Genomic DNA, 19,880 nt, shown 5'->3' on the forward strand with positions numbered 1-19,880 from the left:
TTAGTTCTTATTGTTTAGCTCAGCATCTATCATTGATTTTAGTGTAGCAAACTGATTTTCTAAACTTGCGATGATAGCGTTATACTTGATGAAGCGCTCTTGCATCGTTGTATATTTCTCATCTAAAAGCTTTTGAGTGCTCTCTTTATTTTTAGTGATAGACTCACTCTCATCTTTTAGCTGATTTTGCATAGCGATCATCGTACCTTCTTTGCCAACAGCCCCATCAAGCATCTTAGCTAGCTTTGTAAATAGACCATCAGTTTTTTTAGTCACTGGATTTACAGTGGCTTCACTCATACCAAGAGTTGCTAGTGCAGAAGCTTTGCCTTTTACCTCGATATTTTCGCCATCACTTCTTTTTAAGATGATCCTCTTGCCGCTTTGATCAAGGCTAGCTGTGACTCCGTCGATACCAGCGTCATTGATAGCTTGTTGAAGTTTTAGAGCGTTGTCCTCAGCTGTTCCGCCAGCTGCGGTTGAAAATATAACCGACTTGCCATTTATCGTTAGATCGCCAGCTTGGATATTTAACGCACCTGCGCTAACGGTTGAGTTACCCATGTAGCTTATCGGCTCAGTCTTGCTTGAACCCATAAAAAATTTCTGAATTTCTTCTGGATCTTTGCTAAGAGCTGCGTTAAATTTATTTAGATCAAGTTGGAGCTGACCGTCTTTATCTGGCACTATGCCAAATTTACTTAGCGCTTTGCCTTCGCTATCTTGACCATTTACTAGACGCCCGATGTTTGATCTAAGGCTTGAAATTTCACTCACACCTTGAAAAGTGCCAGCGCCTTTTTCTTCATCATATTTTGTAGCGATCTCAAGGTTCATAGTCATTAGGTTGTAGTCTTTTATAAACTCTTCAACCGCTTTTACTACCTCTTCAGTGTTTTGAGAGATGCTTACGTTTGTCTTGCCAGTCTCATTTAGCGTGATATTTACACCCGGTCTTAGATCATCAAAACTATTTTTGCTTCTTTTGATATTTACGCCGTTATATGTAAATTCTGCATCTTGCGCTTTTAGAATTCTATTTTTCTCCAAATTTGATGTCATCTTTGGCGAGCCATCAGGGTTTGTTAGCGCTGTGCCGTGCTCGTCTGTATCTTGAAACTGCGTATCATCCCAGCCAAGCTTGTCTAAAATGCCAGCAGTGTCGTTTGAAAATTTAATAGTCTGTGTAGCGCCAGTGCTGCCTGATTGAAGCATTATTTGGTTTGGTTTATCGCCACCAACATTTAAAATTCTAGCTTGCAATTTACCGCCACTTACGTCATTTATCTTATCAACGATATCTTGATATGTTGTCGATCTTGTTACGCCGATAGAGAATTTTTGTCCATCGATCTCAACGTCAAATGAGCCAGTGCTTGTTGCGCCCACTATTTCTGAAGCTTTTTTGAAATTTTTGCTTTGAAATGTATCTTTTTGAGCAAGTTTTTGCACATCGATACTAAAGCTTTGTACGCTAACGCCATTTGCAGCAGAAGCTGTGACGCTTTTTCCAGCGTTATTGGTATTTCTTTTTAGATAAAGTGCCTCGCCGCCAAGTGTTTTACCACTAACATTTACGTTGCTAACAAGAGTTTTTAGCGCTGCAAGGTCCTTTTGCTTAAGCTCATTTTTCTCCAGTCTTGTTGTAAGTGGTTTGATCTGTCCAGCCTCATCAGCCTCTTTTAATTTCTTGATAAGCTCATCGTTTAGGCCGCTATTTTTTGTACCGATGCCTAAATTTGTTACGTTACCTACTGCCATTTTTAACTCTCCTTGTCAAAAAGTATTCCGATACTTTCTTTGAAATACTCGCTGATTTTTATAGCTTCTTTGCTTGGAAGCTGTGTTATCTCTTCGCCTGTTTTGGCGTCTTTTACTTGCACTACCATTAAATTTAACTTCTCGTTGTAAGCAAATCTTACATTAGTATCGAGCTGTTGCATCTGATAGTTTAGCCTATCAGTGACCTCTCTTGTCTTTCTAGCAAGATCCTCGTTGCTAAGTCCGTCAAGCTCGTTAGCATCCTTTGATTTGCCGTTTTTATCGGCATTTACTTTGACATCAGAGTGCTCGATGGGTCTGCTGTCTATCTGACGCTGAGCCGATGTGCTCATGCTTGCATCAAGTGTTTGATTTGCCGCTGCTTTGAAAATTTCCATAGTTTTACTCCTTAAAACTTACGCTAGCTCCTACATCGGTAAAATTTTAAATTCCTTTAGTATTTATATAAATTTTTGATTATTTAGGTTAAAATCGAGCAAAATTTATAGGACGGGATATGAAAATTTCATTTGAATGCGACTGCATTTTGCTGCAAAAGACCTTGCTGCTTTTTTGTGGAAATTTAGCCGCTCATCATAAGGATTGTGATTTTGTAGTAAGTGACCGTGAGATCGTCACAAAAAAACCGCTATTTATAATAGGTAAGAACGCTCATCTTTCTCATCCATTTACGAGAGCCACTCTTCTTGATACGCTTGAGGAGTTTTACTCAGCCACGCAAATTTCAAAGGCAAAAGAGCCAGATCAGATAGTAAATGAAAAGAGTTTGGAGCAAAAAGTATCACTCTTAATAGATAAATTTAAAGCTGATCTGCTTGAAATTTTAAGGGCAAATCAGTGAAACTTTATACCAAAATTTCAAGTGGTAAATTTAAAGGCAAAAGGCTTGAGCTACCAAGTCTAAGCACGACTAGAAGCACAAAAAGCATCGTAAAAGAGTCCTTTTTTAACGTCATTAGAGATGAAATTTACTCGCTTACATTTATAGAGGGTTTTGGCGGAAGCGGCGTGATGGCAAGCGAGGCTGTTAGCAACGGAGCGCGCGAGGCTATCGCTATCGAAAAAGATAGAGCTGCTTTTAAGATCACGCAAAGCAACCTTGCAAGCCTGCAAAGTCCAAATTTAAAAGCTATAAATGGCGACAGCTTTGCGCTTTTGCCTGATCTTGTAAATTCGCAAAATGGCAAGGTTTTGCTCTATCTTGATCCACCATTTGACATAAGGGCTGGCTTTGATGATATCTATGAAAAGCTTGTAAATTTGATCTCACAACTAAAAAAAGAGAAAATTTATATGATAGTTTTTGAGCATAACAGCGACTTTAAATTTGGCGATGAAATTTTTGCATTTAAACTAGTTAAATTTAAAAAATTTGGAGCTACTTCTCTCTCTTATTTTCAGTAAAATTTGGAACATCTTTTGCTTTAAAAACCTAAAATAGCTAAATTTTAGGAAAAAATATGAAAAAAATTTTATCTTTTGTAGCAGCTTCAGTGATAGCTACTTCAGCCTTTGCTACGCAGATAAAAGAGCTTGCAAATATCGTTGGCGTAAGGGATAACCAGCTAATAGGCTATGGTTTAGTCGTCGGACTAAACGGCACAGGGGATGGCTCAACGTCAAAATTTACGATCCAGTCGCTATCAAACATGCTTCAAGGCGTAAATGTCAAGATAAATCCAGATGATATCAAGTCTAAAAACGCAGCTGCTGTTATGGTGACAGCAAAATTGCCTGCATTTGCAAGGCATGGCGACAAGCTTGATATCGAGATCTCATCTATCGGCGATGCAAAAAGCTTACAAGGCGGCACACTTCTTATGACCCCTTTAAAAGGCGTTGATGGCGATATCTACGCTTTGGCTCAAGGACCTCTAAGTATCGGTGGCAAGAGCGCAGGAAGAAGTGGCGGCAATCACCCAACCGTTGGCACTATCTTAAATGGCGCCCTTGTGGAGCGCGAGGTCACTTACGATATCTACAACCAAGATAGCATAAAACTAAGCCTAAAAGATACAAATTTTAAAACCGCTCTTGATATCCAAAACGCCATAAATGCAAATATCTCAGACGATACTGCAAAGGCGATCGATCCAAGAACGGTTATTGTTAAAAAGCCAGATGATGTTAGCATCATCGAGCTTGCAAGCGCTGTGCTTGATCTTGATGTCGAGTATAAGCCAGATGAGAAAATCGTAGTTGATGAGAGAACTGGCACGATAGTTAGCGGTATAAACGCGGTAGTTAGTCCAGTCGTGATAACTCACGGCGCCATAACTATAAAGATAGAGCCAAACAGCTACGAAGAGGCGGCGCAAAATGATGTAAATATAGGTAGCGACACCTCGGTGGCTCCTAGTCAAAATCTACTTAAAATTTCAGGCGAGAAAACAACCGTTGCAAACGTGACAAGAGCGCTAAACAAGCTTGGCGCAACACCAAGCGATATCATCTCGATACTTGAAAATTTAAAACGAGTTGGCGCGATACAAGTCGATCTGGAGATAATATAATGCAAATAGACAACACCTTAGCACTAAATTCATATAGTGACATCTCAGCGAACAAGATAAAAAATGCAAATGCCAAACAAGATGCACTTTTAAAAGAGCAAACTGATGCTTTTGAAGCATTTATGGTAAAAGCTGTTCTTGATATCGCTTTAAAAGAAGATGATAAGAACTCACTCTATCCAAAAGCCGCTGGCAGCGACATTTACAGGTCTATGTATAACGACGCTATGAGCAAAGCTTTGAGTGGAAATTTAGGTTTTTCAGAACTTTTATACGATTTTTTGAAGAGAGACTCTTAAGTAAATTTATATTTTGCCGATGTAGTGATATAAACATTTTATTTTAAGAGGTATGGATATGATAACTCCTTTGAACCAAAGACCAAACTACCAGGCAAATACGCTAAATAAAAATAGCGATGCTAGAGTTGAAAATGAAAACAAAGAAGTAAAAACAAACGAAAACGCAAGAGTAAAAGAGATAGCTGATGCAATAGCAAATGGCACCTATCAGGTAGATATCTCTAAAACAGCAAAAGCTGTGGCTGATGCGTTGCTCTAAATTTAAAGGAATTTAAATGATAAAGAAGCTTTTGGACGAGGCCATAGGCGAGCTAGACGAGCTTATAAATTTAACAATGCAAGATATCGCCAACATAAAAGAGGCGAAACACTCAAGCGTTGATGAGAGCGTGAAGAAGAAAAATGCTCTTGTGCGCGCTTTTGAAGATACTAAAAGAGCTTTGGATAAAGAGCTGCTAAGGGTTTCAAAAGAGAGTGGCACGACGACACTTGCAAATGTTTTAGATGATGAAGTGAAGTCAAAGCTAGTGCTTATGCGTTCAAAGCTTGAAATTTTGCATAAAGTAAATAAAGAATATGCAAGACACGTCGTTGTTGTTAAGGAGTTTTTCGACTCGCTTAGCAAAAAAGTCTTTGGTACTCAGACTAATGAATACGGACAAGACGGCAGCGGCACAGATAATAATTTTTACAAATCAAGGGTTTAAAAATGGCTAATATCTTTATGTCATTAGGCACAGGCGTTTCAGGGCTAAATGCAGCTCAAATTCAGATAAGCACAACCGGAAACAACATCACAAACGCCGATAGTAACTACTACACAAGGCAGCGTGTAGTCCAGTCAGCATCTCCAGCGATGAACACAGTCCCTGGTGGAGTTGGCACAGGTACGCAAGTAGATACCGTGACAAGGCTTCACGATGAGTTTGCCTATTCAAGACTAAAATATTCATCATCAAATTTAGAAAATACAGGCTACAAACAGAGAATTTTACAAGAGGCGACAAAATACTTCCCAGATCTAAAAGATACTGGCATGGTAAAGGATATCCAGGAGTATTTTGCTGCGTGGAACAACTTTGCTTCGAACCCAGACGAGGGCGCTCAAAAGGTAAATTTGATAAACAAAGCTAGCGTTTTAACAGGCAGTCTAAACCGCTCATCAAAGATGCTTTATGATATGCACACGCAGATAGATGAGACTATAAAGATAAATATAAACGAGATAAACTCACTTGGCAAGCAAATAGCAAATATCAATAAACAAATTCAAAGAGTTGAATCTGGCGCAGACGCTGGCATCAAGATAAATGCAAACGACCTTCGTGATAAGCGCGATGAGCTAGAGCTTGCTATGTCAAAGCTAGTAAATACAGCTGTTTATAAAAGCGATCTAAAAAGCGAGTCAAGGATAGATACAGGCATAAGCGATCAAGGAAGATACTACAACCTAAATATCGGCGGTGTGAGCATCGTTGATGGCGTAAATTTTCATGAAATTTCTATGAGCTCAACTGAGAGCGGGCAATACACGAAAATTTATTATGAAAGAGAAGATGGCAGACGCATCCCTATGGAGGAGAAGATCACAAATGGCAAGATAGGTGCCGCACTTGATCTTAGAGGCCGCAACTACGAGCCAGATAATGATAAATTTAGCGATGGTATCATCCAAAAATATATCGACAATCTAAATACATTTTCAAAAACTTTAATAACTAGCACAAATAACGTCTATGCCGAGTCTGCGGTTGAAATTTCAAACTCAGATCCGATCAGCTACCTAGAAAACGACAAGACGCTGATGAACCACGACAACAGCATAAGAAACGGCAGTTTTGATGCTATCGTCTATGACAACAAGGGTAACGTTGTAGCTAAAAAAACCATCGAGATAAACGGCACAACGACGATGAATGATACAAAATACGGCAACTCTGTTGTGCAGGATTTTAACTCAAATTCAGACGATAATAACGACAACAACATGCTAAATGACGTCGATGACTTCTTTGAGGCGTCGTATTTTTATGATAAAAACACGCATCAAGGCACATTTGCGCTCATACCAAAGCAAGCTCAAGGGCTTTATAGCATCTCAATAGTCGATCACGGCACAAATTTCCCAGGTGTTGTTGGTATCAACAGATTTTTTTCTGGCACAAACTCAAATACAATAGGCATCAATCAAAATTTCACCCAAGATCACACAAAGCTTCGTGCTTACTCAAAGCCAGTCGTGGGTAATAACGAAGTTGCAAACAAGATGATTCAGCTTCAGTACCAAAAGCAGACATTTTACTCAAGTGGCACTGCGCTTGATAGAGATGAGACGATTGAGGGATATTATCGCTATTTCACAACCGATATGGCGAGCGATACCGAGGCGAACAACACTATCCACGATACAAATACATCTTTGCAAAGGACTGCTGAAGAGGAGTTTCAATCAACAAGTGGCGTAGATACCAACGAAGAGCTTACAAACTTGATCCGCTTTCAAGCAAGCTACGGCGCAGCTGCAAAGATCATCACGACTGTTGATCAGATGCTTGACACGCTTCTTTCACTAAAACAATGAGCGAACTAAAGAGCCTTTTAGACTCGCACGTACTTAGTAAAAATACAAATTCGGGGCTATTTGACGCCCCAGATCCTCTTCAAGTAGCTACTAAATTTAAAGAGCCAAACATAGCACTCATTTGCGCGTTATTTGCTTACGGCAACGCAAAAATGATAGTGAAATTTCTAAATTCGCTTGAATTTAGCCTGCTTGATGAGAGCGAGCAAAATATCAAGAAAAATTTATCAAATTTTAAATACCGCTTTCAAAATGAAAATGACGTAAAAGAAATTTTTATCACACTTTCACGCCTGAAAAAAGAGGCTGACATAGAGCAAATTTTGCGCCAAGGTCTTGCAAAAAACGGCGAGATGATAGAGGGCGTAAATGAGCTTATTAAATTTATTTACGGGCTAAATTCTTACCGCTCGGATGGATATGAGTTTTTCTTTGGCAAGAGCTTTAATAAAGAGCCACAAAGCCCATATAAACGCTACAATATGTATCTTCGCTGGATGGTGCGAGATAGCGACATTGACCTTGGACTATTTAAAAATCTGCCAAAAGATAGACTTTTGATGCCACTTGACGTGCATACGCATAGGGTTTCATTAAATTTAGGGCTTATAAATAGAAAGAGCTACGACTTCAAAGCGGTGATGGGGCTTACAAAAAAACTTAGAGAATTTGACGAGCTAGATCCGATAAAATACGACTTTGCGCTTTACAGGATAGGGCAGAGCAAAGAGCTAGAAACTATCGTAAAAAATCTCAAAAAATAAAAATTATTGCTAAATTTTTAAATTTAGGATAGACTTGCCATACAATTTTATCCATAAGGAGCTTGTATGAAAAAAATCGTTTTACTAAGTGCTGTTTTAGGAACTTTGCTTTTTGCTCACGATGGTCATCACTTTGATCCAAAGGCTGGCGAACATCTAGTTATACCTGTTAATGAGCTAAGCGAAAAGGGCGATAAGAGCGTTGGCGAAGTAGTAGCTGTTAAGACAAACTACGGCGTTGCGTTTTTTCCAAATTTAAAAGGTCTTCCTGCAGGACTTCATGGCTTCCACGTTCATCAAAATGCTGATTGTGGCGCGACTGAGAAAGGCCTTGGCATGAAAGCAGGTGGTCACTGGGATCCAGCTGAGACAAAGATGCACTCATTTGCATGGGACGATAAGGGTCACAAAGGCGATCTACCAGCGCTTTACGTAGATGCCGAGGGCAATGCAAACTACCCAGTGCTAGCTCCAAAGATAAAAAATCTTGACGAGCTAAAAGGTCACTCGCTAATGGTTCACGTCGGTGGCGATAACCACAGCGACCAACCAAAAGCACTTGGCGGTGGCGGCGCTAGAATGCTTTGCGGCGTTATTAAGTAACCTACAAAAAGCCTTTAAATTTAAGTGTTTAAAGGCTTTTTTAAATTTCACGCTCAATTTTAACCTCCATTTCTAAGATGAAATTTCAAAATTTTAAACTACAATCCGCTTTTTAACTTAAATTTACAAAGAACAAAAATGGAATTTGACCTACTTAGCTACACTGTCTTTTTTGTCGCCGCGTTTTTGGGTGGTTTTATCGACGCGATCGCAGGAGGCGGCGGACTGATCACTTTGCCAGCCATCATGGCAATGGGCGTGCCACCTCATCTAGCCCTTGGTACAAACAAACTTCAAGGCGTCTTTGGCAGCTTCACGGCAACGCTAAATTTCACCAAAAAAGGGCTGATTGATTACAAAGAGTGCTTTGTTGGCATAGTTTTTACATTTATTGGAGCTCTCATCGGCGCAACGCTCATCTTATTTTTAAATGCAAATTTCTTAAAAATAATCATCCCATTTTTGCTAATCGCCATCTTCATCTACACGCTTTTTATGCCAAAGATAGGCGAGAGCGACAGGGCTGCAAAGATGAATGAGAGGCTATTTTATGTCATTTTTGGACTAATTCTTGGCTTTTATGATGGCTTTTTTGGTCCAGGAGCAGGCTCGTTTTGGATGTTTGCGATGGTGGCTTTGATTGGGCTAAATTTAAAAAAGGCAGTTGCTCACACAAAGGCTTTAAATTTTACTAGCAACATCGTAGCACTTGGCGTTTTTATAGCAGGCGGGCAGATACTTTGGCTAGTTGGCTTTTTGATGGCTGTGGGGCAAATTTTAGGAGCTTATTTTGGCTCAAATTTAGTCATCAAAAAAGAGGTTAAATTTATTAGAACGATGTTTTTGATAGTTGTCGCAGCGACCATTTGCAAACTACTTTTTGACTACTTCAAGGCTTAAAATTAAAAATGTTTTAACAATAATTTTGTTACAATCACGCAAAATTCTAAATCTAAGGTAAATCAATGAAAGATTTGTTTCTATTCTCAAATTTGCTAAACCATTCACATGCCTTTGTCTATGCGTTTCACTTTTGCCTTGTAGCTTTGATCATCCTCATCGTTGCTTATATCGCAAGGAGTAAAATGCAACTTGTACCAAGAGGCCTTCAAAACATAGTTGAGGCTTATTTAGAGGGCGTTATCTCTATGGGCAAGGATACTTTAGGTAGCGAAAAGCTAGCTAGAAAATACCTACCACTTGTCGCAACTATCGGCTTTATCGTATTTTTCTCAAACGTCATCGGCATCATCCCTGGCTTTGAGTCACCAAGCTCAAGCTTAAATTTAACTCTAGTTTTGGCTTTGGTTGTATTTATTTATTACAACTTTGAGGGCATTAGAGAAAATGGCTTTTTCAAATACTTTGGACACTTCATGGGGCCAAACAAATTTCTAGCTCCGATAATGTTTCCAGTCGAAGTCATCTCACATCTTTCACGCGTAGTTTCGCTCTCTTTCCGTCTTTTTGGTAACATCAAGGGCGATGACTTATTTTTGCTTGCGATGCTTACACTTGCGCCTTGGTTTGCTCCACTTCCAGCCTTTGCACTTCTAACACTTATGGCTGTTTTGCAAACATTTATCTTTATGATGCTAACTTACGTTTATCTAGCTGGTGCAGTCGCTATTAGCGAGCACGAGCATTAAAATTTAAAGCCATATTTTTATATGGCTTTTCTCTTTTATCTATCAAATTTAACTTTCAGTCAGTATTTCAAATTTTGTTTTATAAATTTAGTGAAGAATTAAGTAGTAAAAATGTGTGCTATCTCTAGCACACATAAATTTATTTTCTGTGGTCGTATTTCCAGCCCATTTTCTCAAGCTTTTCAATGATCTCGACAACGTAGTCAGTCACACAATCAAGCATCTTTTGACCTTTCTCTAGGCTAGCTTTTGTGCTATCTCCTGTTGCGCCTGTCTCTGTTACCTCTTTGATATCCCAGATGATGGTGCTAAACTCGCCAAAACCGATAACGTCATGAGGCACTTGTGACTTTGCGTACTCTAAATTTACAAGCTCAGGCTTAACCGCCATTGTTATAGAAGTCTCGCCCTCTCCGCCGTGACCAAGTCCGTCCCAGACGTCAAATGTACCTTTTAGCCTAGCTCCTGTGATGTTCCACCAAGCAGGTATAAAGACCAAAACAGCATCTTTGTGTCTATCTTTTACCTTTCTAGCAGCGATCTCAAGGGCAGGGATGTTGCCGTCGTGGCCATTTAGGATGATGATATGTTTTATGCCGTTATTTATAAGGCTTTCAAAAATATCTTCAGCGATCGCTATCGTGGTTTCAAATCTAAGAGTGACTGACATAGGAAATTGATTGTAGTGGATAGAAGTACCAAAAGGCACGCCTGGAACAACGATGGTCTTTCCAAGTCTTAGAGCTGCTCTTTTTGCGATCTCTTCAGGCACGAAAAGATCAGGGCCAAGTGGCAGGTGCCAGCCATGGCTCTCGCAGCTACCAAAGGTCGTGATAGCGCTATCTATCTCGTGTGCCTCAAATTTTTGCTTTAGCTCTCTTGCGCTAAATTCGTTCAAAACTACCTTTTTCATCTCATCTCCTTGTTAAAAAATTTATAAAATATCGGATAGATAATAATCGTAATAACTAACGCTACAAGACCTGATGGTAGGTCAAATGGAAGTGGCAAATAATACTGGAAGATAAATCCAAGCAAAGCGCCTATGACAAATGAGATAACGCCAGCCATGTGATAGTCTGGTTCGCTGTTAAATTTAGCGATGTCGTATTTTTCTTTTTTGATGATGTAATAATCAGCTATTAACGGACCAGCAAGAGGCGGAGCAAATGTGCCAAGTATCGTGATAAATGACGCAAAAAACATTTGATAAAAGGCAAATGAGCCAAGGACTGTGCCTACTATGCCAGCGATTAGCACTAGTTTTTTTCTATTGATGTTTAAATTTATGCTTGAGAGCACTGGACCGGTATATAGCGAGTTGCAGTAGAGCTCGGCGTTATTTGTAGTCCAAAGCGATGCTGTCCAAGCTATGACACCGATGATAGCTAAAAGGGCTGACTTTGTTAGCATCCACTCTACGTAGTTAAACTGACCAACGCTTACTGCGCCGATGTAGCCAACTATGTTTAAAAGAGGGTTTGTTAGTATAAAGCAAGCCACGACACCAGCTATGACAGCTTTTACTGATTTGTTAAATCTAAATAGATCAACACCCATAACAGCTCCTGCTATCCAGCTACCAACGACAGCAGTGATGGCATTTCCAAGTCCAAGACCTTGTATGTTTTTGGTCTTTTCTAAAAAGGCCTCAGCTCCGCCACCTTCTGCCAACATCTCGTAGCCAACATAGACTGCGATGATCAAGATAACAGGGCTTATAGGGATCGCGATAGCCTCGATAGCTTTGATGCCTACGTATGCTGTGATGGTGAAGATGATGCCAAAGATAAAGCAAGCAAGGAAGACCTCAAGCGTGATTGGAGCGATATCTTTGTAGCCAAAATTTGCCGGATCAAAGACGATGACGCCACTTGGGTTGCCTATAAATGAACCCCAAATTTGACCGACCATGCCAGTGATGCTGGCAAACCAGCCAAGTGTTAGTAGCACCATGATGATCATTGGCAAATTTGCACCTTTCATGCCGTAAGAGTACCTAGAAACTAGAGCTAGGCTCATACCAGTTTTTTGGGCCATTATGCCAAGTAGCGCAGTGATGATACTTAGCGAGCCCATACCCAAAATGATCGCCCAAAGGGCAGTTTGAGGTGAGACGCCAGGCTTTCCGCCAAAACCGGCTAGAACGCCACCTATGAAAAGTCCAGTAACGACGTAGCCAAAACCTACCCAGACCATTATCTGGTTAAATGTCGGGCGTCGCTCAGACATCGGAACTGGAGACAGCATACGTTCGCCATCTTCTAAAACAACATTCTCTTTGTCGCTCATACAAGCTCCTTTCATAAAATTTTGTCTTTTTTTATTATAGCTATATTATTTTTTTCTTACGAAAAATATTTAATTTGTAATTTAAATTTTTATCATTAATGTTACGAATTGTTAGTGTTTTTAAATTTCCTTAAAAGCACTCCTTTAGATATTTTAAAAGAAAGTATCGCTAAAATACGCACTAAAAATTTGCATAAATTTAAAGGTAAAAATATGTTTGAAGTCGTTATCGGTTTAGAAGTTCACACTCAACTTAATACAAAAACTAAAATTTTCTGCTCTTGCTCGACTAGCTTTGGCGACGAGGCAAACACCCACGTTTGTCCGACCTGCCTAGCTCTGCCTGGAGCGCTACCTGTGCTAAACAAAGAGGCTGTCAAAAAGGCGATCAGCTTTGGCACAGCGATAAACGCTAAGATAAATAAAAAATCAGTCTTTAATAGAAAAAACTACTTCTACCCAGACCTTCCAAAGGCATATCAAATTTCACAGTTTGAGATACCTATCGTAGAAGGTGGCGAGCTTATCATCGACGTAAACGGCACTAAAAAACGTATCGGCGTAACTAGAGCGCACCTTGAAGAGGACGCTGGCAAGAACATCCACGAAGAAAACGAGAGCTTGGTCGATCTAAATAGAGCCGGCACGCCGCTTCTTGAGATAGTTAGCGAGCCAGACCTTAGAAGTAGCGACGAGGCGGTAGCTTATCTTAAAAAACTACACTCGATCCTTCGCTTTTTAAACATCAGCGACGCAAATATGCAAGAGGGAAGCTTTCGCTGCGACGCAAACGTCTCTATCCGTCCAAAAGGCGACACCAAGCTTTACACAAGGGTTGAGATAAAAAACCTAAACTCATTTAAATTTATCCAAAAGGCGATCGACTACGAAGTAGAGCGCCAAAGTGCAGCTTGGGAAGATGGCAAATATGACGAAGAGGTCTATCAAGAGACAAGACTGTTTGACACGACAAATTTAGTGACAAGATCGATGCGTGGCAAAGAGGATAGCGCGGAGTATAGGTACTTTCCTGACCCTGACTTGCTGCCTGTTGAGGTGCCAGAAGAGATGTATAACGAAGCGATCAAAATTCCAGAGCTTGCCGAGCAAAAGGTCGCAAGATATGTTAGTGAGCTAGGCGTAAAAGAGAGTGATGCGCTAAATTTAACTCAAAGCGTTGAGATGGCTAGATATTTTGAAGAGCTAATCGCTGCTGGAATTCAGCCAAAGCTTGCTACTACGTGGCTTATAGTCGAGCTTCTTGGCCGATTAAATAACGGCGTAACGATCGAGACAAGCCCAGTTAGCAGCGCCAAGATGATAAATTTACTAAAACGCATAGAAGATGGCACGATTAGCGGCAAGGCTGCAAAAGAGGTGCTAGACTATCTAATGGAGCATGACGCAGACGTTGATAGCGTCATCGAAAAACTTGGCTTAAAACAAGTGAGCGACGACTCAGCGATCATCGCGATCATAGATCAAATTTTAGCTGCAAACGCCGACAAAGTCGAAGAGTATAAAAGCGGCAAAGATAAGATGTTTGGCTTCTTTGTCGGTCAGGTGATGAAAGAGGGCAAGGGTGCCTTTAACCCAGGCAAGGTCAATGAGCTTTTGAAGGCCAAAATAGGCTAAAAAAGGGCTAAAATGAGCATAGCAGTCATCGGAGCTGGCAAGTGGGGCAGTGCGCTATTTCACGCATTTAGTGAAAATAACGAGTGCGTCATCAGCTCAAGAACGCCAAGAGAGATGCCAAATTTTGTAAGCTTGGATGAAGCTTTGGAGTGCGAATACCTAGTCTGTACGATCCCAACGCAAGCTACAAATTTATGGCTAAAGCAAAACTATAAAAATAAAAACCAAAAGATCCTAGTCGCCAGCAAGGGCATAGACACGGCAAATCTCAAATTTCTAAATGAAATTTATGAAGACTTTGTTGATAGAGAAAATTTGGCCTTTCTTTCAGGGCCGACCTTTGCAAAAGAGATCATGCAAAAGCTGCCTTGTGCCTTGGTGGTAAATTCTAAAAATCAAAATTTAGCTTTGAAATTTGCCTCATTTTTCCCAAGCTATATGAAAGCCTACACCTCAGATGATGTGATCGGCGCTGAGGTGTGCGGAGCCTATAAAAACGTGATCGCCATAGCTGGTGGTATCTGCGACGGTCTTGGTCTTGGCAACAACGCAAGAGCAAGTCTCATTTCGAGGGGGCTTGTCGAGATGGCTAGATTTGGCAAATTTTTTGGCGCAAAAGATGAGACATTTATGGGGCTAAGCGGCGCAGGGGATCTTTTTTTAACCGCTTCGTCGATACTCTCGCGCAACTACCGCGTAGGTCTAGGTATCGCAAGGCACGAGAGATTAGAGAAAATTTTAAATGAGCTTGGCGAGGTGGCAGAGGGCGTAGATACTGCAAGGGCTATTAGCAAGATCGCTAAAGAAAAGGGCATATATGTGCCTATTGCTAGTGAGGTTGAAAATATGCTAAATGGCAAAGACGTTTTTGAGAGCGTAAAATCGCTTTTAGGAAGAAGATGAAAGCTTTTAAATTTATACTTTTTGTTGCTATTTTTGCCTTGGGGCTAAATGGCGCTGAGGTGAGCCTAAGAGTCAAGGTCTCGCAGATGATAATGGTTGGCTTTAACGGAGCTAGCACAAAAGATGCTGCGTTTCGCGCGATGTTAAGCGACGCTGGGTATGAGAGATTTGGCGGAGTGATGCTACTTGGTAGAAACGTCACTAGCAAAGCCCAGCTAAAAGCTAGCATAAAGGCGATCAAAGAGAAAAGTCCTAAAATTTTCATCGCTATCGACGAAGAGGGTGGCAACGTAAGCCGTATGAAGGATAAGAGCTTTGACGGCCCATATCCTAGTGCATACGAGGTCGCAAGCACGCTTGATATCAAAAGCGCTTATGATCTTTACTCAAAAATGGCTATAAATTTAAAAGAGTGCGGCATAAATTTAAATTTCGCCCCAGTGGTTGATCTGCACGATGAAAACTCGCCGATCATCGCTGCAAAGCAAAGGGCGTTTAGCGAGTATGCAAGCAAGGTAGTAATCTACGCTGATGCCTTTATGGATGCATTTAAAGAGCAGGGCATCCTAACGACACTTAAGCACTTCCCGGGACATGGCAGCTCAAAAGAGGACTCACATAAAAATAAGAGTGAGGTCACGCTAAGCAAAGATGCGCTACTGCCATACAAAGACGCGATAAGCACAGGTAGAGCGCAGATCATCATGGTCGGGCACCTTTTTGTAAAAGGCATCGACGAGGACAATCCAGCCACACTTTCTAAAAAAATAATAACCGATCTCTTGCGAAATGAGCTTAAATTTAATGGTGTAGTCATTAGCGATGATATGCTGATGAAAGGCGTTGGCGACGAAGCTTTAGCGCAAAAAGTGGTGAAATTTATAAACGCTGGTGGCGACATCTTGCTCTTTAGTGAGTTTAAGATAAATAACCAAAGAACGGCCGATCTGATCACTCAGATCATAATCGATGCTGTAAATGAGAAAAAGATCAGCAAAGAGCGAATCGACGCATCATATAAGAGGATAATGGCTCTAAAAGCGAAGCTTTAAATTTACGCCAATGAGTTTAAATTTACTCAATTAATAAATGTAAATTTGAGTAAAAAATTAATAGTTTGGACACAAATTTTAGAATTTGCTAAAAATACCAAAGCCACTCTCACAACCCATCAAATTCTTTTTTTAGTTCGTCCCTTAGCTCTTCTGCTCTATCTTCGCCGTTTTTGAAATTTGCCTTTACAAAGCCATCGATCTCGTCTAAAATTTCAACAAGTTCGCTCTCCCAGTTTGCATTTTCTTGCTTCAAAAGTGCCTCTAGCTTATCTCTTGTCTGCTCGAGCTGATCAAGCGCTTTGTCCTTGTCACTAGCCTCATTTAGCGCATCTTCAAAGAGTATGTCTTGCCTTATAGCATTTATCTTTTTTAAGATGACATTGCAAAATTTAGGGTATTTCTCTGCGTTGCTTAAATTTTCTAAAACCTCTTGCGCAGCCTTTTGATAGGCAGGTACCGCCCCCTCATCGTCAAGCTTTTTGGTTAGTTTTTGTATCTGAAAATATAAAATAAGTGCTGCAAAAAACGCAAGCAGCAAATAAATCGTTACGCTATTCATTTTTACTCCTTTTTCTAAATTTATCCACGCTAATTATCGCTAAAGCCAGCCAGATCATGCAAAATGAGACGACTTTGTAGCCGTCTAAAATTTCGCCGTAAATAAAGACCGCACAAAGGATCGCGATGGTTGGCGAGATGTATTGCAAGTAGCCAATCGTCGTTAAATTTATCCTTGTTGTAGCTGCGTTAAAAGCGACAAGCGGCACGATGGTGACGATGCTTGAAGCGATCATTAAAAGCGAGTCTTTATTTAGTCCAAAGTGGCTTTGCGAGTGAAAAACCAGCCATAAAACGTAGCCAAGTGCAAATGGAAACATAAAAAATGTTTCAATAAAAAGCCCATTAAATGCGCTAATCTTCGCCATCTTTCTAACCATCGCGTAAAATCCAAATGAAAGTGGCAAGATGATAGAGACAAGTGGCAGACCGCCTTTGGCATAAATTTGCACGCAGACAGCTGCGATGACGATGCAAACGGCTATGGCGCCAGCTTTGCTGAGGCGCTCTTTAAAGATGATGACGCCAAGGAGCATGCTTATCAAGGGATTTATAAAATAGCCCAAACTTGTGTCTAAAATTTTGCCACTACCCACCGCATAGACATAAACGCCCCAGTTTATGGTGATAAAAATACCACTTAAAAATAGAGCCTTTAGCGAGCGGATATCTTTAAGAAGCGCAAAAATTTCGCCCATTTTGCCATTAATGCAAAGCACTGCTGCCATCAAGAAAAATGACCAGATGATCCTGTGGGCTAAAATTTCATAAGCATCGACATCTTTGCTAAATAGGTTGAAATAAACCGCCAAAAACCCCCACATAAAAAAGGCGCTAAGCGCGAGAATAACGCCTTTTTGGCTCTCATTTAGTCTTGGTATTTTTGTCGCCTTTTATAGAATTTATACTATCTATCATCAAAAGCGTGACAGAGATGGCTAGGCAGATCATCAAAAAGTATGAGCTTTTCTCCAGTCTCTCGCCGATGGCAAATGAGACAAAGAGCATCATTATAGGCTCAAAATATGTAAGCAAACCTAGTACATTTATCGGCACGAGCGTGCTTGAGAGGATCTGGGCGATGAGGGCTATGCCGCTGATAGCACCAAGCAAGATGAGCAGATAGTAGATGTTTGGATTTTGGCTCATTACGTAGTCCATATCGGCTGTGAGCGCAAAATAAAATGAGAATAAAAACATAAAAATTATCTCTATAACAAAGCTTGAGAAATTTGCAAGGTTGTAGTACTTTCTAATGGTAAAATAGACTGGATAAAGGCAAAAAACTACAGCGCTCTCCCACGAGATGCCACCACTAATGACTGCTGTGCTAAAGACGCCAATGGCAGCGAAAAATATCGATGCTAACTTTGTTTTTGAGAGGTGCTCTTTGAAAAATATCCGTCCAAAAAGGACCATGACTATTGGCATGATGAGGTAGCCTATCGAGACTTTTAGCGCTGCGCCGTTACTTGGAGCCCAGAGATAGAGCCACATCTGAAATGAGACGATGAGCGAGGTAACAAGCAAAACTAGTAAAATTTTAGGTTTTAGCTTTATTTTTAGAAGTAAAAATTTGAAATTTCGCTGCTGTTTTAACAAAAAAATGGCGGCGATGACAAAAGGCATGGCAAAGATCATGCGGTATCCAATAAGAGCTTGCGTGCTGATGGGGTTCATGAGCACTGACATGTAGTAGATGCAGTTAAATAAAACTGATGCCAAAAGCGAATAAAAAATGCCTTTTATCATGAAAAAAATCTTCTCTTTTTCTGGGTAAATTTAAAGTAGCGATTGTATGTAAAATATCTTTAATAACCCATTAATGGCTTTTATTTTTTAAGTTTTGCGTGATATAATCTGCACTAAATTAAGGCAAAAGATAGGAAAAATTTATGACTTGGAACAGAGATAGTTGGAGAGAATTTAATATCTTGCAACAACCAACTTATCCAAATTTAAAAGAGCTAAAAGAGGCTGAAGAAAAACTAAAAGCACTTCCGCCTTTGGTATTTGCTGGCGAGGCTAGAAGTCTTAAAAATGAGCTTGCAAAAGTTTGCAATGGCGAGGCCTTTTTGCTTCAAGGTGGCGACTGCGCTGAGAGCTTTACAAATTTTAACGCAAACAACATCAGAGATATGTTTAAGGTCTTACTTCAAATGGCGATAGTTTTAACCTTTGGCGGTGGCTGTCCAGTGGTCAAAGTAGGTCGCGTAGCAGGGCAGTTTGCAAAGCCTAGAAGTAGCGATTATGAAGAGGTAAATGGCGTTAAGTTGCCAAGCTATAGAGGTGACATCATAAATGGCTTTGAATTTGACGAGCAGGCAAGAGTTCCTGATCCAAAACGCATGATCGAGGCTTACTATCAAAGTGCTTCTACGATGAACCTCTTAAGAGCCTTTTCAAGAGGAGGTTTGGCTGACCTTCATCAGGTGCATAAGTGGAATTTAGGCTTTGTTAAAAAGCCAGAGATAGGCGAGAAATACGCAAAACTAGCTGATGATCTAACAAAAACTCTATCTTTTATGGCAGCTTGCGGCATCACTTCAGCAAATACTCCAGCAATAAATCAAACCGCAGTCTATACATCTCACGAGGCACTGCTTTTGCCTTATGAAGAGGCGCTAACTAGGGTTGATAGTCTTAGTGGCGAGTGGTATGACTGCTCGGCTCACATGCTTTGGATAGGCGAGAGAACGCGCGGTATAAACGATGCTCACGTGCATTTTTTAAGTGGCGTGAAAAATCCTATCGGCGTAAAGATCGGACCAAGTGCAAAGGCAGAAGATGTCATCGCACTTGCAAATAAGCTAAATCCAGAAAATGAAGCTGGCAGGCTAAATGTGATAATCAGAATGGGCGCTGATAAGATCGGTGAAAATTTACCAAAAATTTTAAGAGAGCTAAAGCGCGAGGGGCTAAATATCGTTTATAGCATCGATCCTATGCATGGTAACACCGTTAAGACCTCAAATAACTACAAAACTCGTGAATTTAGTAAAATTCTAAGCGAAGTTAGAAGCTTTTTTGAAATTCATAAAGCTGAGGGCACAAGAGCAGGTGGCGTGCATCTTGAGATGACTGGCAAAGATGTGACAGAATGCACCGGCGGCGCGCTAAACATCACCGAAAGCTCGCTAAAAGAGAGATATGAGACGCAGTGCGATCCAAGACTAAATGCTGATCAGGCTTTAGAGCTTGCATTTTTGATGGCTGATCTAGTTAAAAAAGCTTAAAATTTAT

General features: G+C 40.5%; 22 protein-coding genes. 15 read left to right on the plus strand and 7 right to left on the minus strand.

What is annotated here, in order from left to right:
* Positions 1-1,761 (minus strand): flagellar filament capping protein FliD, encoded by a 1,761-nt coding sequence (gene fliD / locus B9N65_RS05670; protein ID WP_087583152.1) that lies wholly within the window; start codon positions 1,759-1,761, stop codon positions 1-3.
* A gap of 2 nt (positions 1,762-1,763) precedes the next feature.
* On the minus strand, positions 1,764-2,159 hold the full coding sequence (locus B9N65_RS05675; protein WP_002942325.1) for a FlaG family protein: 396 nt from the start codon (positions 2,157-2,159) through the stop codon (positions 1,764-1,766).
* 119 nt (positions 2,160-2,278) lie between these two features.
* On the opposite strand from B9N65_RS05675, the gene B9N65_RS05680 reads away from it, so the two are divergent.
* From B9N65_RS05680 to B9N65_RS05730, 11 genes are all read left to right on the plus strand, one after another.
* Entirely contained in the window at positions 2,279-2,623 is a 345-nt protein-coding gene (locus B9N65_RS05680) for a hypothetical protein (RefSeq protein WP_012001654.1), read from the plus strand.
* Positions 2,620-3,186 (plus strand): 16S rRNA (guanine(966)-N(2))-methyltransferase RsmD, encoded by a 567-nt coding sequence (gene rsmD, locus B9N65_RS05685; protein ID WP_087583153.1) that lies wholly within the window; start codon positions 2,620-2,622, stop codon positions 3,184-3,186. Before B9N65_RS05680 ends, rsmD begins: the two co-directional genes overlap by 4 nt.
* A 56-nt stretch (positions 3,187-3,242) precedes the next feature.
* Entirely contained in the window at positions 3,243-4,295 is a 1,053-nt protein-coding gene (locus B9N65_RS05690) for a flagellar basal body P-ring protein FlgI (protein ID WP_009293749.1), read from the plus strand.
* Complete coding sequence (locus B9N65_RS05695; RefSeq protein ID WP_012001656.1) at positions 4,295-4,594, plus strand: rod-binding protein; 300 nt, start codon at positions 4,295-4,297, stop codon at positions 4,592-4,594. Before B9N65_RS05690 ends, B9N65_RS05695 begins: the two co-directional genes overlap by 1 nt.
* A 58-nt stretch (positions 4,595-4,652) precedes the next feature.
* On the plus strand, positions 4,653-4,856 hold the full coding sequence (locus B9N65_RS05700; protein ID WP_035142326.1) for a flagellar biosynthesis anti-sigma factor FlgM: 204 nt from the start codon (positions 4,653-4,655) through the stop codon (positions 4,854-4,856).
* Between the two features lie 16 nt (positions 4,857-4,872).
* On the plus strand, positions 4,873-5,304 hold the full coding sequence (locus B9N65_RS05705) for a flagellar export chaperone FlgN (RefSeq protein ID WP_012001657.1): 432 nt from the start codon (positions 4,873-4,875) through the stop codon (positions 5,302-5,304).
* A gap of 2 nt (positions 5,305-5,306) precedes the next feature.
* Complete coding sequence (flgK, locus tag B9N65_RS05710; RefSeq protein WP_087583154.1) at positions 5,307-7,178, plus strand: flagellar hook-associated protein FlgK; 1,872 nt, start codon at positions 5,307-5,309, stop codon at positions 7,176-7,178.
* A complete protein-coding gene (locus tag B9N65_RS05715; protein WP_087583155.1) occupies positions 7,175-7,942 on the plus strand; it encodes a TIGR02757 family protein in 768 nt (255 codons plus the stop codon). The genes flgK and B9N65_RS05715 overlap by 4 nt, the downstream gene beginning before the upstream one ends.
* 66 nt (positions 7,943-8,008) lie before the next feature.
* On the plus strand, positions 8,009-8,545 hold the full coding sequence (locus B9N65_RS05720; protein WP_087583156.1) for a superoxide dismutase family protein: 537 nt from the start codon (positions 8,009-8,011) through the stop codon (positions 8,543-8,545).
* 138 nt (positions 8,546-8,683) lie between these two features.
* Entirely contained in the window at positions 8,684-9,445 is a 762-nt protein-coding gene (locus tag B9N65_RS05725) for a TSUP family transporter (RefSeq protein ID WP_087583157.1), read from the plus strand.
* Positions 9,446-9,510: 65 nt separating this feature from the next.
* Complete coding sequence (locus tag B9N65_RS05730) at positions 9,511-10,194, plus strand: F0F1 ATP synthase subunit A (protein ID WP_002942300.1); 684 nt, start codon at positions 9,511-9,513, stop codon at positions 10,192-10,194.
* Between the two features lie 139 nt (positions 10,195-10,333).
* Here the strand turns inward: B9N65_RS05730 and B9N65_RS05735 are convergent, their stop codons facing one another.
* On the minus strand, positions 10,334-11,107 hold the full coding sequence (locus tag B9N65_RS05735) for a creatininase family protein (RefSeq protein ID WP_087583158.1): 774 nt from the start codon (positions 11,105-11,107) through the stop codon (positions 10,334-10,336).
* Positions 11,104-12,486: a purine-cytosine permease family protein gene (locus B9N65_RS05740; RefSeq protein WP_087583159.1), complete on the minus strand. Its 1,383-nt coding sequence runs from the start codon at positions 12,484-12,486 to the stop codon at positions 11,104-11,106. Before B9N65_RS05740 ends, B9N65_RS05735 begins: the two co-directional genes overlap by 4 nt.
* 213 nt (positions 12,487-12,699) lie before the next feature.
* Between B9N65_RS05740 and gatB the strand changes: the two genes are divergently transcribed.
* Genes gatB through B9N65_RS05755 form a run of 3 tightly spaced genes read left to right on the plus strand, consistent with a single transcriptional unit; the run spans position 12,700 to position 16,076 of the window.
* Complete coding sequence (gene gatB / locus B9N65_RS05745; RefSeq protein ID WP_087583160.1) at positions 12,700-14,121, plus strand: Asp-tRNA(Asn)/Glu-tRNA(Gln) amidotransferase subunit GatB; 1,422 nt, start codon at positions 12,700-12,702, stop codon at positions 14,119-14,121.
* Between the two features lie 12 nt (positions 14,122-14,133).
* Positions 14,134-15,024: an NAD(P)H-dependent glycerol-3-phosphate dehydrogenase gene (locus B9N65_RS05750; RefSeq protein ID WP_087583161.1), complete on the plus strand. Its 891-nt coding sequence runs from the start codon at positions 14,134-14,136 to the stop codon at positions 15,022-15,024.
* Positions 15,021-16,076: a glycoside hydrolase family 3 N-terminal domain-containing protein gene (locus B9N65_RS05755; RefSeq protein ID WP_087583162.1), complete on the plus strand. Its 1,056-nt coding sequence runs from the start codon at positions 15,021-15,023 to the stop codon at positions 16,074-16,076. Before B9N65_RS05750 ends, B9N65_RS05755 begins: the two co-directional genes overlap by 4 nt.
* 109 nt (positions 16,077-16,185) lie before the next feature.
* On the opposite strand, the gene B9N65_RS05760 is transcribed toward B9N65_RS05755, so the two are convergent.
* The 3 genes from B9N65_RS05760 to rarD (B9N65_RS05770) are packed head-to-tail and all read right to left on the minus strand — an operon-like array spanning position 16,186 to position 18,389.
* A complete protein-coding gene (locus tag B9N65_RS05760; protein WP_087583163.1) occupies positions 16,186-16,638 on the minus strand; it encodes an aryl-sulfate sulfotransferase in 453 nt (150 codons plus the stop codon).
* Positions 16,631-17,518 carry an EamA family transporter RarD gene (gene rarD, locus B9N65_RS05765; protein WP_087583164.1) on the minus strand — a complete coding sequence of 296 codons (888 nt, stop codon included), beginning with the start codon at positions 17,516-17,518 and terminating at the stop codon, positions 16,631-16,633. Before rarD (B9N65_RS05765) ends, B9N65_RS05760 begins: the two co-directional genes overlap by 8 nt.
* Positions 17,502-18,389 (minus strand): EamA family transporter RarD, encoded by an 888-nt coding sequence (rarD, locus tag B9N65_RS05770; protein WP_087583165.1) that lies wholly within the window; start codon positions 18,387-18,389, stop codon positions 17,502-17,504. The genes rarD (B9N65_RS05765) and rarD (B9N65_RS05770) overlap by 17 nt, the downstream gene beginning before the upstream one ends.
* 143 nt (positions 18,390-18,532) lie before the next feature.
* On the opposite strand from rarD (B9N65_RS05770), the gene B9N65_RS05775 reads away from it, so the two are divergent.
* The gene (locus B9N65_RS05775) at positions 18,533-19,873 is read left to right on the plus strand and encodes a class II 3-deoxy-7-phosphoheptulonate synthase (RefSeq protein ID WP_002942313.1); all 1,341 of its coding nucleotides are present in this window, start codon (positions 18,533-18,535) and stop codon (positions 19,871-19,873) included.
* The last annotated feature ends 7 nt before the right edge of the window (positions 19,874-19,880 follow it).

The sequence above is a fragment of the Campylobacter concisus genome (genome assembly GCF_002165815.1).
GTDB lineage: Bacteria > Campylobacterota > Campylobacteria > Campylobacterales > Campylobacteraceae > Campylobacter_A > Campylobacter_A concisus_BH.

What these genes read in the sequence shown, in the direction of transcription:
- fliD (WP_087583152.1), bottom strand. Translation starts at nt 1,761, where the DNA reads ATGGCAGTAGGTAACGTAACAAATTTAGGCATCGGTACAAAAAATAGC.
- B9N65_RS05675 (WP_002942325.1), bottom strand. Translation starts at nt 2,159, where the DNA reads ATGGAAATTTTCAAAGCAGCGGCAAATCAAACACTTGATGCAAGCATG.
- B9N65_RS05680 (WP_012001654.1), top strand. Translation starts at nt 2,279, where the DNA reads ATGAAAATTTCATTTGAATGCGACTGCATTTTGCTGCAAAAGACCTTG.
- B9N65_RS05690 (WP_009293749.1), top strand. Translation starts at nt 3,243, where the DNA reads ATGAAAAAAATTTTATCTTTTGTAGCAGCTTCAGTGATAGCTACTTCA.
- B9N65_RS05695 (WP_012001656.1), top strand. Translation starts at nt 4,295, where the DNA reads ATGCAAATAGACAACACCTTAGCACTAAATTCATATAGTGACATCTCA.
- B9N65_RS05700 (WP_035142326.1), top strand. Translation starts at nt 4,653, where the DNA reads ATGATAACTCCTTTGAACCAAAGACCAAACTACCAGGCAAATACGCTA.
- B9N65_RS05705 (WP_012001657.1), top strand. Translation starts at nt 4,873, where the DNA reads ATGATAAAGAAGCTTTTGGACGAGGCCATAGGCGAGCTAGACGAGCTT.
- flgK (WP_087583154.1), top strand. Translation starts at nt 5,307, where the DNA reads ATGGCTAATATCTTTATGTCATTAGGCACAGGCGTTTCAGGGCTAAAT.
- B9N65_RS05715 (WP_087583155.1), top strand. Translation starts at nt 7,175, where the DNA reads ATGAGCGAACTAAAGAGCCTTTTAGACTCGCACGTACTTAGTAAAAAT.
- B9N65_RS05720 (WP_087583156.1), top strand. Translation starts at nt 8,009, where the DNA reads ATGAAAAAAATCGTTTTACTAAGTGCTGTTTTAGGAACTTTGCTTTTT.
- B9N65_RS05725 (WP_087583157.1), top strand. Translation starts at nt 8,684, where the DNA reads ATGGAATTTGACCTACTTAGCTACACTGTCTTTTTTGTCGCCGCGTTT.
- B9N65_RS05730 (WP_002942300.1), top strand. Translation starts at nt 9,511, where the DNA reads ATGAAAGATTTGTTTCTATTCTCAAATTTGCTAAACCATTCACATGCC.
- B9N65_RS05735 (WP_087583158.1), bottom strand. Translation starts at nt 11,107, where the DNA reads ATGAAAAAGGTAGTTTTGAACGAATTTAGCGCAAGAGAGCTAAAGCAA.
- B9N65_RS05740 (WP_087583159.1), bottom strand. Translation starts at nt 12,486, where the DNA reads ATGAGCGACAAAGAGAATGTTGTTTTAGAAGATGGCGAACGTATGCTG.
- gatB (WP_087583160.1), top strand. Translation starts at nt 12,700, where the DNA reads ATGTTTGAAGTCGTTATCGGTTTAGAAGTTCACACTCAACTTAATACA.
- B9N65_RS05750 (WP_087583161.1), top strand. Translation starts at nt 14,134, where the DNA reads ATGAGCATAGCAGTCATCGGAGCTGGCAAGTGGGGCAGTGCGCTATTT.
- B9N65_RS05755 (WP_087583162.1), top strand. Translation starts at nt 15,021, where the DNA reads ATGAAAGCTTTTAAATTTATACTTTTTGTTGCTATTTTTGCCTTGGGG.
- B9N65_RS05760 (WP_087583163.1), bottom strand. Translation starts at nt 16,638, where the DNA reads ATGAATAGCGTAACGATTTATTTGCTGCTTGCGTTTTTTGCAGCACTT.
- rarD (WP_087583165.1), bottom strand. Translation starts at nt 18,389, where the DNA reads ATGATAAAAGGCATTTTTTATTCGCTTTTGGCATCAGTTTTATTTAAC.
- B9N65_RS05775 (WP_002942313.1), top strand. Translation starts at nt 18,533, where the DNA reads ATGACTTGGAACAGAGATAGTTGGAGAGAATTTAATATCTTGCAACAA.